At 61.1% G+C, this 14,580-nt stretch carries 10 protein-coding genes; 3 read left to right on the top strand and 7 right to left on the bottom strand.

Annotation, left to right across the window (positions count from 1 at the left end):
* Together I2I05_RS22390 and I2I05_RS19295 are read right to left on the bottom strand one after the other, a co-directional pair.
* A partial coding sequence (locus I2I05_RS22390) for an IS3 family transposase (RefSeq protein ID WP_196283897.1) occupies nucleotides 1-353 on the bottom strand: 353 nt, incomplete at its 3' end.
* Nucleotides 350-652: a transposase gene (locus I2I05_RS19295; protein WP_196283896.1), complete on the bottom strand. Its 303-nt coding sequence runs from the start codon at nucleotides 650-652 to the stop codon at nucleotides 350-352. The genes I2I05_RS22390 and I2I05_RS19295, both read right to left, overlap by 4 nt.
* 803 nt (nucleotides 653-1,455) lie before the next feature.
* Between I2I05_RS19295 and I2I05_RS19290 the strand changes: the two genes are divergently transcribed.
* From I2I05_RS19290 to I2I05_RS19280, 3 genes are all read left to right on the top strand, one after another.
* Nucleotides 1,456-1,986: a hypothetical protein gene (locus I2I05_RS19290; protein WP_196283895.1), complete on the top strand. Its 531-nt coding sequence runs from the start codon at nucleotides 1,456-1,458 to the stop codon at nucleotides 1,984-1,986.
* A gap of 3 nt (nucleotides 1,987-1,989) precedes the next feature.
* A complete protein-coding gene (locus I2I05_RS19285; protein ID WP_196283894.1) occupies nucleotides 1,990-5,760 on the top strand; it encodes a phage tail tape measure protein in 3,771 nt (1,256 codons plus the stop codon).
* 275 nt (nucleotides 5,761-6,035) lie between these two features.
* The gene (locus I2I05_RS19280; RefSeq protein WP_196283893.1) at nucleotides 6,036-7,244 is read left to right on the top strand and encodes a site-specific integrase; all 1,209 of its coding nucleotides are present in this window, start codon (nucleotides 6,036-6,038) and stop codon (nucleotides 7,242-7,244) included.
* Between the two features lie 560 nt (nucleotides 7,245-7,804).
* On the opposite strand, the gene I2I05_RS19275 is transcribed toward I2I05_RS19280, so the two are convergent.
* The 5 genes from I2I05_RS19275 to I2I05_RS19255 all read right to left on the bottom strand — a co-directional run bounded on the left by I2I05_RS19275 (nucleotide 7,805) and on the right by I2I05_RS19255 (nucleotide 14,469).
* Nucleotides 7,805-9,118: a T9SS type A sorting domain-containing protein gene (locus I2I05_RS19275; RefSeq protein WP_196283892.1), complete on the bottom strand. Its 1,314-nt coding sequence runs from the start codon at nucleotides 9,116-9,118 to the stop codon at nucleotides 7,805-7,807.
* A gap of 400 nt (nucleotides 9,119-9,518) precedes the next feature.
* Nucleotides 9,519-12,047 (bottom strand): DUF4132 domain-containing protein, encoded by a 2,529-nt coding sequence (locus I2I05_RS19270; protein WP_196283891.1) that lies wholly within the window; start codon nucleotides 12,045-12,047, stop codon nucleotides 9,519-9,521.
* 51 nt (nucleotides 12,048-12,098) lie between these two features.
* The gene (locus tag I2I05_RS19265) at nucleotides 12,099-12,491 is read right to left on the bottom strand and encodes a hypothetical protein (protein ID WP_196283890.1); all 393 of its coding nucleotides are present in this window, start codon (nucleotides 12,489-12,491) and stop codon (nucleotides 12,099-12,101) included.
* Between the two features lie 237 nt (nucleotides 12,492-12,728).
* Complete coding sequence (locus tag I2I05_RS19260) at nucleotides 12,729-14,021, bottom strand: Y-family DNA polymerase (protein ID WP_196283889.1); 1,293 nt, start codon at nucleotides 14,019-14,021, stop codon at nucleotides 12,729-12,731.
* Nucleotides 13,996-14,469, bottom strand: a complete 474-nt coding sequence (locus I2I05_RS19255) for a LexA family protein (protein ID WP_196283888.1) — start codon at nucleotides 14,467-14,469, stop codon at nucleotides 13,996-13,998. The genes I2I05_RS19260 and I2I05_RS19255 overlap by 26 nt, the downstream gene beginning before the upstream one ends.
* Nucleotides 14,470-14,580 lie beyond the last annotated feature (111 nt).

Here is a 14,580-nt window from a genome sequence, read left to right as displayed (position 1 = left end):
AGCAAGCGATTGGGCGCGGCGCGCACGGCCGGGTCCGAGTTGGTGGTGCGCGGCACGAACGAGCGGGGCTGTTGGGCGCGCAGGCCGTGGGCGTGGAGCACGCGGCGGATGCGCCAACGGCCCACCGGATGGCCTTCGGCCTGCACTTCGGCGCGCAACCGGCGCGTGCCGTAGCGCTGGCTGTGGCGCGCAAATGCCTCGCGCACGGCCACGTGCCAGCCCGGTTCCGGAGCCGGTTGGCCCTGCTGCCGGTGCCAGGCGTAGTACGCGCTGGGCGCGACCTGCAGCACCCGGCAGAGCTGACGCACTGGTGCCTTGCTGGCCCGTCGGGCAATGTGTTGGTACACGCTCACGGGGTCGGCTGGGCGAAGATGGCCAAGGCTTTTTTTAAAATGTCGAGTTCCTGCGCCAGCCGCTTATTCGCGGCCCGCAGGGCCCGCACCTCGGGGTCGCGGGCCACTTCCACGCTGCCCACTTCGGCCACCACCTGCGCCTGCTGCCAGCGGTAGAGCAGCTTGGGGCTGATGCCCAACTGCCGGGCCGCGGCTTGCGTGCTCCGGCTCTCGCTGGCCAGGCGCAGGGCTTCGGCCTTAAACGCCTCGTCGTATTTGCGTCGTTGGTCGGGCGACGACCCGCTCTTTTTGGCTGTCATAACAGAAGAAATATACGTCCTTCTTCTGTCCGGCTCTCCTAGACCACCTCACAACATACTAACTGACCGGGCCTTCGCCCGGCGGCCCTTGGGTTCAAGGGGAGCATGGAGTGGGGCTTCGCGGGTTGGACGGGTATACGCCGTCTCCTGGCAAACAACTGACTATTCCCTGGCCCTGCCGGCGTAACTGGAGCGTGGCTGCGGGCATCTAGTCAATTGGTCAGAACGTTATCAAAGACTTGTGTCCGGGCTCCCAGCCGTTTGCGGCTTTCATCTTTGACGTTGGCGCCTGCCTGGGGTACGTCCAACCGGCGCTGCAGTTGGTCTAGGTTCAATACTCCCTGAATGAATAGGGCTAATAACGCTCGTTCTTTCGGTCCTGGAGACAAGGGAGTGCCAGCAGCAAAGGCTAACGCAAAGGCAACCGCTCGTTCGCGGCCTGATTTAGTACTTAACAATGGAGAAACGGCCATTTGAAAGCAAGGCAGGGAAGAAGATATACACCTGCTTTTTAAGTCAAAGAGTCACTAAATGTTTTGGCACCCGCGTGACTCGCTTCCGGGCAGGCAAGACCGCAGTCCTTAACCCCCCTCATTTCACTAAACTGCTGCACGTGGGCGCTTACTTGGCTGGCGAAGGCACGCTACGGTCCAGATTGGGTTCACGATACTCGAATCCGAGATGAGTCTTGTAAACTGCTCCGTCAAAGTACCCTCATCCCGAAATACAGCACAAGCCCCGCCCCTTTGAGCGGGGCTTTTTGCGTCCTATGCCCTGCTTCCTCGCGCCCGCATCTTGGGGGCATGAGTGATTTCACCGCCGATTTCCAACGCATCCTCGACGAGGAAGTGGGCAACTACGCCGCCCGGGCGCTGGCCCAGCTGGCCGGCGCCATCGAGAAGAAGGGCCTGGTGCTCACCGAAGACCTGCTCAAGTCCCTGCGGTCGGAGGTGGTCGCCGCCAGTGCGCAGCACGTGGCCAGCATGGGCATTGCCTTCGAGCAGTACGGCCGCATTCGGGACATGAAGGGCCTGAACCGCACCCAGGCCCCGCCCATCGAGCAAATCGAGGCCTTCGTGAAAAAGGTCGGGGTAGGGGCCTTCGCCTACATCCCCGGCTACCGCTTCGGTCAAGCGCCGCTGAGCCAGGCCGTGGCCATCAATCGCATCGCCTGGGGCATTGCCCGCGCCAAGCTGCGCGACAACAGCGAGGTCAAGCCCAAGGCCTGGTTCGCCAAAACCTTTTACTCCAGCATCAACCGCTTCATCGATGCTCTCACCACCCGCTACGCCGCCCAGGCCGGCCAGCACATCGCCAGCACCCTCCGCACCTAATTCATGGGAAACGTAAGGCAAGACAACGTCCAGATAAAACTGGAGATTGACGGGTCGCAGTCGCGCACCGAACTCGACAACCTGAGCCGCAAATCCAAGCTGCTGCAGGAGGATATGAAGGGCCTCAAAAAGGGCACCCAGGAGTACGTGGACAAGGGCAAGGAACTGGCCACCGTGACCACCCGCATGGGCGAGTTGCAGAAGGAAATCGGACTCACCTCGCTCAATTCCGCGCAGCTCACCGCCCTCTCGCGGCAGTTGAACCGCGAATTGGCGCTGCTCACGCCCCACACGCAGTCGTTTGTGGACAAGGCCAAGGAGTTGGGCGAAGTGGACAACCAGCTGGCCAAGGTCCGCGCCGAAGCCAAGGGCGTGAAGGACCAGCTCGAAGATTCGGGCAACGGCTTTTTGTCGTTCGTGAAAAAGTCGGCCGCGTTTGCCGGCATTCAGCTAGGGGTCGAAAGCGTGGTGAGCAGCCTCAAGCAATTGGGCAGCGAAAGCATCACGGCCGCCGCCGAGGGCAGCGATGCCATTGCCGACATGGAAAAGAGCCTGAACGTGACCACGGCCGGGGCCAAGGCCTTGCGCACGCAGCTGGAGGGCATCGACACCCGCACCGCGCAGCAGGATTTGGAAGGCATCGCCATCGCCGGTGGCCAGCTGGGCGTGGCGGCCGAGGACGTGGACGAGTTCACGGTGTCGGTAGACCAGGCCGTGGTGGCGCTGGGCGATGAGTTTACGGGCGGGGTCGATGACGTGACCAAATCCATTGGGGGCTTGCAAAAGCTGTTCAAGGACACGGCGGACTTGAAGCCGGACAAAGCCATTACCAAAATCGGAAGTGCCCTCAACGCTCTCGGGGCAGATGGCTCGGCAACTGCGCCGGTGGTGGCCGAATTTGCGGCTAGAATTGGTCAGCTGGGCGACCTGGCGCCCGAGATTTCCCAGACCCTGGGCCTGGGCGCGGCCTTTCAGGAATTGGGCTTGTCGGCCGAGATTTCCTCAGGGGGCCTGACCAACGTGCTGCTGACCGCCTCGAAGGACACGGCCGGGTTTGCCAAGCAGCTGGGCTTGACGCAGAAAGAGTTTATCAGCCTGCTCAATTCCGACCCCAACGAGGTGATTGTGCAGCTGGCCGAAAGCCTGAAAGGGGCCAGCAACACCGAAATCGTGGCCACGCTCGACGCGCTGGGTATTAAGTCGCAGGAGGCCACCAAAGTGGTTTCCCTGCTGGCCAACCAGACGGACATCGTGCGTCAGAAGCAGGCCCTGGCCAGCGCCGAAATGGCCAAGGGCACCAGCCTGACGGAAGAGTTCAACAAGAAAAACACCAACGCGGCGGCCGAGATTGCCAAGGCCGAGAAAAGCTTTGCGCAGTACCGGCGCGAGCTGGGCGAGCAGCTGATTCCGATTTACATCGCCGCGCTCCAGTACTCGGGCCTGTTTCTGGACATTCTGCGGGGCATCCCGGCCTTCGTGCGCGAAAACAGCGCCGTACTCAAAGGCTTGGCCATTGCCCTGCTGGCGCTTAATGCCCAGCAGATAGCCACCAACGCGTCGATTCTCTACGGCATTGCCCTGGAGAAGGGCCGCGCCGTGGCCACCCGGGCCAGTGCCATCGCCCAGGGGCTGCTCAACGCGGCGATGACCGCCAACCCCATCGGCCTCGTCATTGCGGCCGTGGCCCTGCTGGTGGGCGGTTTTATCACGCTCTACGATTCGAGTGAGCGGGTGCGCGCCACCATCGCGGGCCTGGGCAATGTCGCCAAATTGGTGTTCACCAACATCAAGGACGTGGCGCTTAACTCGCTGGCGGGCGTGGCGAACCTGCTGGCCGGTGTCTTCACCTTTAACCCGGCCTTGATAAAAGCCGGGCTGGAAGAATTGAAGAAAACCGGCACCAATTTCTCGAAGGCCTACCACGAGGGCTACCGGGCGCAGGAAGCCAAGGAGCAGGCCAACAAGGCGAGCCGGGAGGAAACGGTGAAAAAAGCCGATACGGCCCGCGCCGATAAGGCCGCTGCCGAGAAGCTGGCGCGCGACAAGAAAACGGCCGATGCCGCCGCCGCCGCGCTGGCCGACGCCGCGCAGGCCCAGGCCGTGCAAAACCTGAGGCTGCGCGAGCTGGCCCTGCAACGCGAGTTGGTGGCCGTGCAGGAAGGCAGCACGCAGGAGCTAAACCTCAAAAAGCAGCTGGTGCTCGTGGCGCGGGACATTGAGTTGTCGGATGCCAAGAAAACGGCCAACGAGCGGGTGCTGATTCAGGGCGAGGCCCAGGTGGCGTTGGACAAGCTCAACGCGGATTTCCGCAAAAAGCAGGCAGCCGACAAAGCCAAGCAAGCCGAGGAAGACCGGAAATTGGCCGAAAAGCAGGCCCTGGAGGAAGCCGAAGCCGCCGCCGCTATTCTCAAACGCCAGGCCGCGTTGGAGCGGGACGAGTACGTGCGCCGGGCGGCCGAGCTACGCGCCGCGGCCGAAGCCGAATCGGTGAAGCTGAAGGGCAACGACGCCCAGGTGGCCGAGCAGCGCCGCTTGATTCAGGAGAAGTTGCAAGTGGACTTGCTGGCGCTCGAGGAGGAACGGGTGACCAAGCAAGCGGCCATCGACCGGCGCATTGAGCAGTCGGACGCCGAGATTGCCCTGCGCCGGGTGCAGCAGGCCCGCGACACGGCCGGCCTGTTCAGCGAGGCCCGCGAGCAGGCCAACGAGCAAGAGTTTGACATCAAAAAAGGGCTGCTTCAGAGCCAGCTCGAGGCGGACCTGGCCAACGAGCAGCTGACGGTCAACGAGCGGCTGGCCATCATCCGCCAGTTTCACGCCGACGTCGCGGTACTGGAGCAGGAGCGCCGGGCGTTTGCGGATTTCACGGAGCGGGAAAAGAGCCAGTTTGCGCTCCAGCAGGTGCAAACCGGCATCCAGATTGTCGGGGACTTTCAGAAAATTGATTCGGATAAGCAGCTGGCCAAGCTGGAAAAGGACAAGAAGGCCCGCCTGCTCAAGCTCGACCAGGAGTACAAAGCCGGCATGCTGAGCAAGGAGCAGTACGAGGCCCAGAAATCCAGCATCGAGGCCAACTACGACGCCAAAACCCGCTCGATTAAGAAGCAGGCCGCCGAAAAGGAAAAGGAATACAAAATCGCGCAGGCCATCATTGCCGGCGTGCTGGCCGTGATTGAGGCCTCCCCGAACGTGCCGCTCCAGATTGCCACCGGCATCGCGGCGGCGGCGGGCGTCGCCAAAATCATTGCTACCCCGATTCCGGAGTTTGCCAAAGGCGGTATCACCGGCGCCCCGAAGCCCACGTGGCGGGAGAAGGTGCGCCGCTTCGCCCAGGGCGGCATCAACGCCGTCGCCGGCGTGGCCAACGTCGGCCAGCTGCACCGCGGCGGCGGCATTCAGATGATTGACGGGGCCACCGGCCAGCAGCTGGGCGAGTGGGAGCGGGGCGAACCCTACATGATTTTGAGCCGCGACACCTACGCTAACAACAAGCCGCTGATTGATGATTTGCTTGACACCAGCCTGAACCGGGGCGGGGCACCGGTGCGCCCACGGGGCTACTACGCCGAGGGGGGCACCCCCGGTGGCGACTTGCCGGGCGGCGGTACCGCGGCTGGCAACGCCGAGCAGCTGCAGGTGGCCCGCGAAACTCGGGACGCGATTCGGGCCCTGCCCACCCGGCTCCGGATTGTGTGGGAGGACGAGGATACTGAGAACGTGGAGGAGCGATTAGGCGAGCGCGAGGCAGTTCGAAACAGCACCGGAATCCGGTAGGCGTGCCACAGTATTTGCCACAGTAAAAAGAAAAAGGCCATTTCCGCTGCGGAAATGGCCTTTTCTATGCAAACTGGCGGTCTGGACGGGACCGTGCTAATTGCACTAATTTGCTTCAATATGCTTCAAAATGCCTGTTTAAAGCTGTTTTTACAGGATTGCGAAGTGCATATCGAAGCAGGAAATTGAATAAAAATGAGTTAAATGTTTTACCAAATGTTTTACCCCATCCATCGGCGCCCTACCTTTAAGCTCTGTACCAACCTCCTGCACCGATGGCAAGCGTAACGATTCTACTCAAGAAAGAGAAGGCGAATAAGGCCGGCGAAGCGCCCCTTTACCTGCGGCTCATCAGGGACCGGAAAACTCAGTACATCGCCTTGGGCCTCCGAATCCGGCCCGCTGATTGGAACGAGGAGCTGCGGCGGGTGAAGAAGTCCCACCCCAACTCCACCCGCGTCAATCTCTTCCTCGCGCAGAAAGCGGCCGAAGCGGAGGCCCTATCGCTGGACCTGGAAATGCAACCGGAGCCCGTTGCCTTAAAAGGGCTCAAAAAGGCGCTGTCGGCACAGTCCTCTGAAAGCTTCCTGCAATACTTCACACGGTACCTGGCCGCCCTTGAGCGCGCCGGTAAGATGGGCACCCTGGATAAGGCGTCCGCCGTTTACTCAAAGCTGCGAACCTACCTGGGCACGAAAGACCTGCTTTTTGATGAGATGACCGTCAGCTTTCTGCGGCGGTACGAACGCTACCTGGGGGATGAACGAGGCAATACTGTTAACACCATTCATTCCAACCTGAAAATCTTCCGCAAGCTGGTGAACGACGCCATTCAGGAAGACCTCATTACGCCGGCTATGAACCCCTTCCTGAAGTTCAAGCTTCGGCTGGAGAAAACGACCAAGACCTATTTGAGCGAAGAGGAGTTGGAGAAGCTGTGGCAGTTGCCGCTGCCTGAGGCCAGTAACCTGTTCCACCACCGCAACCTGTTTGTGTTTGCCACCTACGCGGGGGGCATCCGGATTTCGGATTTGCTGCAATTGAAGTGGGCCAATTTTTCGGGATCGCACGTTCGGCTGGTGATGCAAAAGACCGGTGAACCCGTTTCAATCAAGCTCCCCAACCGGGCCCTGGAAATTCTGCAGTTGTACCGTCAGACCGGGGCGAACTCGTCTGATTTCATCTTTCCTTTCCTGAAAGCCGGGCGGGACTATACGCAGCCCCGGGTGCTGTTCCGGGCTATTGCTTCGGCCACGGCCTACGCAAACAAAGACCTCAAGCTCATCGCCAAGCGGGCCGAAGTTGAAACACTGATAAGCTTTCATAGCTCCCGCCACACGTTTGCAACCCGGGCCCTTACGAAGGGGATGCCCATTGAGTATGTGTCCAAGCTTCTGGGACACAGTTCTATTAAGACGACTCAGATTTACGCCAAGATTGTTAACACCAAGCTGGACCAAGCCATGGATGTTTTCAATGACTAGTATTTCCTAAATAGCGGCGAGCCCGGAAGTTGGCTGCTGCTAAGGGTACACACAGCCCTGAAACGAGGCATCGAACCCGAAAAGCGGGTAGCTTCCCGCTAGCGTACCCGGGGCCATTGTAAAGCTCACAGCAGTTCCAGGACTTGCGTGTAGGGCAACGGTGCTATTGCCAGGGCCGCGGCTGGGCCTTCTGCACAGCCGCCAGAGTACGGTTTCTGGTGGAGGGTTTAGTATTTACAGGCCCCACCTCTCGCTTCACGAATGAATAGGACCAACGTCAGGAGCACCCCTTTCGCGCTGGACCGTACCGGGTAGCAAAGCGCTTTAATTACCCACGGGTATTACTGCCAGATTAACGGCGGTCAAGGTCTATCGGCCAAGGGGCATTGTTCAAATAGCCAAACGAGAAAAGGGGTGGATTACCAGCATGCTGCATACAAGTGTGATCGCCCTGTCGGCAATAAGCGAGAGGGTAGGGCAATGCCGGGAACCTGATTTCAAGGCTTATGCCTGGCCGTTTGTATGTTCAAAAATACCTGGTCACCCCGTTGCCGGACGGACTAATGCACCACGATGCGTCGCGTCAGCAGAGTCGTGCCGGCGTGCATACGGAGCGTGTACACGCCGGCTAACAAGTCTTTTGTGTCAACCAGTAGACGCGTGCCTTCAACCGACAGGGGCGCTTGCTGCCGGAATACCACTTGGCCCAAGCCGTTGAACAACTCGACTTCGAGGCTGGCGGCTCCCGCCATACGCGCCAGTTCCAAGGTAAACTGGTTGTGGGCTGGGTTGGGGTACAAACGAACAAGGGCAGTTGATGGCACCGCAGTTGTCAGGTAGGTTCCTTTGTTGCGCAGAATGGCCGCGGTTGAACTGGCGAAGTTTACCGCGGCAATGTCCAGGCGCCCGTCTCCGTCCACGTCCCCCACCGCCACGTCGTGGGTGCTCGTGCCCCCGCTATCCAAGTTTGTGCAGACCGCTGGAAACGTACCGGGCGAGGTCTCGGAATTCACGAACACGCCAACACTGGCGGTGCCCGCAGAAGTATTGTAATTGCCAGTGACAATATCAGGGTGACGGTCGCCATTGACGTCGCCTAACACCACGCTGTACGCACCGTTATCCCCCGTGGAGTACGTGGTTGCCTTTCCTGGAAAGGTGCCCGGGGTAGTGGCCGAATTCAGGAGGATGCCTACGCTGCCGCTGTTACCGGTAGCCACCACGATGTCAGCCCGACCGTCGCCGTTCACATCGCCTACGGCCACGTCTTGTGGGTAGCTGCCCCCGCTATCGTAGCTCACAGCCGGAGCGAAGGTACCCGGAAGAGCTGACCGATTCAGCAGGACGCCGACGGAGCCGCTTCCCCCGCCCCCCACAACCAGGTCCAGACGGCCGTCCCCGTTGACGTCGCCCAGCGCAATACCTTGGGAATTGGCTCCCCCGGCGGGGTATATCGTCGCGGTCTTGGGGAATGTACCTGGTGCTGCAGCAGAGTTTAGCAGCACGCCCACAGTGCCGTCGGTCAAGTTCAGAGCCACCACATCTGGCCGACCGTCGCTGTTGACGTCGCCAATGGCCAGCGTTCGGGGGTCCCCCAGGGTTGCATAGGAGACCAGTGGCAAAAAGGTTCCAGGGGACGTAGCGGAGTTCAGCATGATGCCGACCCCCGCGCCTTGCTGCATCGCCAGTATGATATCAGGTCGAGCGTCACCGTTCACGTCCTTAACGACTAGCCGCACGGGGAAAGAGGCCACATTGGCGTACGTTGTCGCGGTGGAGAATGCCCCTGATGCGCTGGGTTGATTGATAAAAACGCTCACCGAATTCGCCGCCGTGATGGAAGCAATCAGGTCCAGCCGTGAATCTCCGTTCACGTCGGCCAGGGCAACACCTTGTGGGTTCGTTCCCAGAGCATACACCGTCGGTGCTTCAAAGGTCTGCGCAAACGTTGCGGGTGCCTGCCATGCTCCTATCGCAAGGATTGTGAAGACCAGCCGTTTGCTGCTGACACGGCGAAGTTGGTATCTGGGTAGAAGGGGCAGAAGCATAAGTTGAAAAGCGTGAACCGTCAAAGCTAACAGACGCATTTCAAAGGACTCCCATTGTGCCCGCGAATCATTGGTGGTCCACAACTGGCTTCTGCACATGGCACAGACGGGGTGCAGCGTAGCTGTTGTCCCTTCCATTTGCATGACGCACTATGTTTCATACATTCCATGGGCATCAAATGACCCAGGTACCGCACCTACGCCCCACGTAACTGCTCCGTTCTGCTCAGAGCTGGCGCAAAATGGTTTGGTCGGTAATTTTGTCGTCGTCCATCAGCAGCAGGGCCTTGCTGAGAATGATCGAGAGCACGGCGTCGCCTTCAAAGGGCAGGAATACATCGCTGGCCCCCAGCGTTTTGGCCGAGCGGTCGGGCACAATGCACAGGTACTGGTCGTTGGGCTCCATCAGGATATTGCCCGAGCCCAGGTGGATTTTGTAGGTGTGGCGGTGGCCCTTCACTACCAGGAAATTGCCCTTGATTTCGCTGACCCGGCCAATTTTCAGGCGCGGTACCAGCCGTTCCAGTGCCAGCTTGCGGGACTTGGCCACCTCACCCAGGTCGCCGAAGCTGTAGCTTTCCCAGTAGTCCCGGAACTGGGCCAGGCCGCCGTTGTCGCGCCACTGCGGGTCGTTGCCCACCGAGGCCACGCCTACGAACAGGTCCACGTCGCGCATCACCTCGGAAAAGGCCAGTGGCGGCACCTCGGGCAGCGGCACCGGCTCGTTGCCGCGCGTGAAGCGTACCTGGTCGGTACTCACGTAGTGGTAAATGCCCGTGTCGTTCCATGCCCCGTCGGCGTTTACCTCGCTCACCCAGTACTCGGCCGTCAGGTCGTGGGCGGGTAGGGACAGGCTGGCAATTTCGGAATCGTAACCCTTGTCGTAGGCCCCGAGCAGACGGTAGCGCCACCCCCGCAGCTTGGCCAGGGAATTAAACTGGTGCTGCTTGAGCAGGTGCGCCGCCATGCGGTTGGAGTAGGTGCGGGTGCGCTCCTCCGGCGGCGTGAGCAGGTACACTTCTCGGAACGCTTGCTTCAGCGGCTGCCGCAGCCGGTGCGCTTCCAGCAGCCCGCGCCAGGCCAGCACCTCGGCCGCATCGCATAGCACCGGGTGCCAGAGTTGTACGTGGCCCTCGTCTCCGGGAAGCGGCACGGGCTGGGCGTTGGCGTCCTGCCAGGCCCCGTCGAGGTAGAGCGCATCGCGGTGGGTGCCGTCGGGGTAATGAAACCGCCAAATCAGTCGTTGGGTCAGCAGGCGCAGTAGCCCGTGGTCGAGGTAGTACTGCGCAAACCACGGCCAAGGCAACCGACGCTCGTCCGCGAAGCTGCGGTCGAGCCGGTCGCGTTGGGCGGCGTACGTCTGCTGGGTCTGGGTTTGGGCGTCTTTCAGCTCCTTGAGCTCCGCGGCGTGGGTACTTTTAAGGGCCACCGGGGCGCTTTTAAGGGATTTGCCGGCTTTCTGCCATTGTACTTCGGCCTTGCCGTCGGCGAGCAGAAGCGTTGCGGTGTAGTCGCCAAGTTCCTCCACGCGCCGGTCCTGCTCGAGTCCGAAATCCGGCACGGCCATGTCCTCAATTTCGGCCGGGCTCACGCCTAGCTGCTGTGATTCCTTGGCGATGTAACGGGCGATGAGCTCCTGGGTATTGGTCTGCCGGATTTTGCTCCGTACCCGCGCCAGAGCCGCTACGCCCGGCAAGCCGTTTTGCGAGAGGGCCAGCAGGCAGGCGTTGCCCAGGCCAGGCGCCAACGGCCCCTTGCCCGGAATCTTGCGAAAGCACTTGGACGCGAGCGCGGTCAACAGATGAAGTAGCGCCGCGTCGGCCAGCGGCTGCACGGTCCAGACCAGGCCCTTGGCCACGATGGCATTAGACTCCATCAAAAAGTCCCAAGTGGAGTAGTTGTACACGGTGCCGTTGCCGTACTCGTGTACTTGCGGCTGTTCCACCACGGGGATGTCGGCCAGCAATTGCAGCCAGGCGCGCCCCTGCTGGCGCACGGCGTCGGGGCCGATTGCGGAGGAGGAGGCATCCAGCGCTTTGCGCAGCTTGGCCGTGGGCTGACCGGTCGTCGCCTTTTGCCAGAGTTGGAGCAGCCCGGCCCATTCGGCGGCAGCCAAGGGGTTGAGGCCGGCCAGGAACTGGTTTAGCTGCTTCCCGAACGGGTCGCCCTCGACGAAGGCCACGGTGGGGGCTTGTTGTTCGCCGGCCAGGTTCAGAACTTCCTGGGTTTTGAGCCGGATTTTGATTAAATCACCCTGGCCGGTGGCACTGTAGCGCAGCAGCTGGCCCAAGTATTCCCGCATGGGTTGGCCGAGCCGGCCCTGCTTTTTCACCAAACGGCTCAGTTGAGCCAGCGTGAGAGCAACCGGAAAATACGGCCAGAGGTAGGGCGACGGGACGGCCGCCGAAAATGTCAGATTGTAGAGCCGGAACAGCCGTAGGTAATCGTCCTCGGTCAGCCCCAGGGTCCCGCGTAGCAACGCACCCAACAATTCCCCTATGGTGTAGCCGGAGCGGTAATCGGCCGGCGTACAATGGTTCAAGGCCGTGGCCAGCGCCAGCGCCACCCGGCCCTGATAGGCGGCATCCTGTGCCCGCACGGCCTGGTAAGCGGGCAGTTCGGTGAGCTTGGTGCTATAGCTCTTGCTCAGCGCCTGGGTCACCAGCTCCGCTACCACATCCTGTAGCGCGTCGAACTCGGCATTTGCACCATCGGGGACGGACAATTTTAACACTACTGTCTGGGTAGCAGACATGGTGGCGGGTCGTTTAAATAGGTCGAGGAAACGGTCGAGCAGGCCCATATGTCAGCCACCGACCAGTGGAGTGAGTTTCAGAAAACTGGCCGTTGCACCAGCGCCCAACCACACCTCCTCATCCAGGCTTTCCACCTGCCGTTCGTTCACCAATACAAAAAAGCCGTTTCGCTGGAATGCTTCGAGGGCGCGGTACACTTGCTGCTCCGCGTCGATGCGCTTACTGGGCCGCAACCGGTACCCGTTGAGTACCCGCTCCGACTCGATGGGCTGCACCAGGCCCTGGAATACGCCGCCTTGGCGCTCGTTATAGGCCGTCACCTCGTCTTGCACGCGGCGGGCAATGAGTTCGCGCACGGTGAGCATCTCCTGGTTGATTTCCAGTTCCAGGCGGTGCAGGATGTCGCCGCTGGCGGTTTCGTCGAGAATGGTGAGCAGGGGCATAAAGTGGGAGCAAAAATGGATGGAATAGATGTGAGTTCTTCAGGCCATGAAGTCTCAATGACGGCTAATTGATCAACCCACAGCATGGTGCCGACCGAGCCAACGGGACCAGATGATCTCAGTTGAATGACCAGGAAACATAAGAAGGACTGGGGCTGGATGTTGCGCTGCATAGTATGCTAAACGAAGGGGAAATGTAGCACGAACCTGTTGAACTGTGATTTGCAAGATGCCGGGTTACCCAACCTGCCACAATTCCTCCCAGCAGGTGGTATAGGCCGGTGTGCGGCGGTGCTGCTGCCCCTTCCAAACCCCCGGCTGCTTGCCCGCTCCGCCCAGCGCCGTCGCCACCTGGACGCTGTTTTTACCAAACCGGGCATTCAACGCGTCGAGCTTCTGCATGAGCCGCTCGGCCCGTTCGCCGCCATCCGGCGCAAACAGGCTGAGCTGCTTCTGCTCCCCTGCCTCAAAGCCATCGAGAATCACGCCCGCCTTGACGTAGGTCAGGCCCGGCTGCCAAAGCCGGCCCAGCAGGGCCCGGGCGAAACGCACCAGATCGGGGGTGTCACTGGTGGCCACGGGCAGCGTTACCTGGGCCGACCGGGTGTGCGGGGAGGGCGTAGACCCGAAGCGATTCTGGCTGAGGAATACGGTGAGCACGTTGGCGGCGCTGTCCTGGCGACGTAGCTTTTCGGCCGCCTGCGAAGCAAACGATGCCACGGCTCCCAGCACATCCTCGTAGTGCTGCAGCGGCTTGCCAAACGAGCGGGTGTGCTGAATGCTCTGCCGTTTGAGGGTTCCGTCCTCACTCGGCGCCAGCTGGTGGCAGGGATACCCTTGCAGCTCACGCACCAAGCGTGCGCCCACCACACCCCCCAGGTGCTTACGAGCCACCGCCTCGGAGCACCGGGACAGCCCGGCGGCGGTGGTAATGCCCATGTGGTGCAGCTTGGCGGCGTACTGCCGGCCGATGCCCCACACGTCCTCCACGGCCACGCGCTCCAACGCCCACTGCCGCCGTTGGGGCGTGTCGAGCAGCAGCACGCCGCCCAGGCGGGCATCCTTCTTCGCCACCCGGTTGGCTAACTTAGCCAGGGTCTTGGTTGGAGCCAGCCCGATGCAGGTGGGAATGTGGGTACGCCGCCTCACTTCGCTCCGAATCTGCCGGGCGTACGCGTCCAGGGGCCCGTGCCAGCGTTCCATCCCGTGCAGGCTGAGGAAGGCTTCGTCGATGGAGTAGACTTCCAGCTCGGGGGCCATCGATGCCAGGTAGCCCATCACCCGCCCGCTCATGTCGCCGTACAGGGCGTAATTGGAGGAGAGCGCGTGTATGCCGTGCTGCTCTACCAGCGGCTTCACCTTGAACAGGGGTTCGCCCATGGGGATGCCGAGCGCCTTGGCTTCGGCCGAGCGCGACACAATGCACCCGTCGTTGTTGCTGAGCACCACGACGGGCTTGCCTTCTAAGCTCGGCTGGAAAGCGCGTTCGCAGCTGACGTAGAAGTTATTGCAGTCGACGAGCGCGTACATGTTCGTGCAGTTTGCCGTTGATGAGTTCGGTGACCACGTGGGTCACCACGCCCCAGACCTTCACATGGTCTTTGCCCCGGACCTCAATGGCCGCGAAGGCGGGGTTGTCGGGCACCAGCCAGTAGGCGACCCCGCGCTTTTCCAGCCGCTTGACGGTAAATTCGCCGTCGACGGCGGCCACGATAACCTGACCGGCCTGGGGCTTGAGCGCGCAGTCGATGGCCAGCAGGGCCCCGTCCGGGATGTTGGAAGGCGGGCCGTCCATGCTCGTGCCGGTGACCCGCGCCAGGTAGGTGTGGGTGGGGTGGGGGAGCAGGATTTTGTTCAGGTCAATCCGTTCTCCGCGCTCGTCTTCGGCCGGGCTGGGAAACCCGGCTGGAATGGGCGTGTCGCATTCAATGAGCCAGACCGGCTCGCGAGCAACTTGCAGGATGTCGATGCTGCACATAAGAATAAAACGAAGTAAACAGGAGGAATTTAGCGCAAGTAACGAAAGCTTTGCTAATAAAGTTAGTACAGAATTGTTCTAATTTTGTTAGCAACTAATATTGCTAGCTGC

It is taken from the genome of Hymenobacter jeongseonensis, from assembly GCF_015694725.1.
GTDB lineage: Bacteria > Bacteroidota > Bacteroidia > Cytophagales > Hymenobacteraceae > Hymenobacter > Hymenobacter jeongseonensis.
The sequence above is the reverse complement of the archived record's forward strand: the minus strand, read 5'-3'. Positions and strand labels throughout refer to the sequence as shown.

Excerpts from the sequence above, each read along its gene's own strand:
- I2I05_RS19260 (WP_196283889.1), bottom strand. The coding sequence starts at position 14,021 with ATGTACGCGCTCGTCGACTGCAATAACTTCTACGTCAGCTGCGAACGC.
- I2I05_RS19295 (WP_196283896.1), bottom strand. The coding sequence starts at position 652 with ATGACAGCCAAAAAGAGCGGGTCGTCGCCCGACCAACGACGCAAATAC.
- I2I05_RS19290 (WP_196283895.1), top strand. The coding sequence starts at position 1,456 with ATGAGTGATTTCACCGCCGATTTCCAACGCATCCTCGACGAGGAAGTG.
- I2I05_RS19265 (WP_196283890.1), bottom strand. The coding sequence starts at position 12,491 with ATGCCCCTGCTCACCATTCTCGACGAAACCGCCAGCGGCGACATCCTG.
- I2I05_RS19285 (WP_196283894.1), top strand. The coding sequence starts at position 1,990 with ATGGGAAACGTAAGGCAAGACAACGTCCAGATAAAACTGGAGATTGAC.
- I2I05_RS19270 (WP_196283891.1), bottom strand. The coding sequence starts at position 12,047 with ATGTCTGCTACCCAGACAGTAGTGTTAAAATTGTCCGTCCCCGATGGT.
- I2I05_RS19280 (WP_196283893.1), top strand. The coding sequence starts at position 6,036 with ATGGCAAGCGTAACGATTCTACTCAAGAAAGAGAAGGCGAATAAGGCC.
- I2I05_RS19255 (WP_196283888.1), bottom strand. The coding sequence starts at position 14,469 with ATGTGCAGCATCGACATCCTGCAAGTTGCTCGCGAGCCGGTCTGGCTC.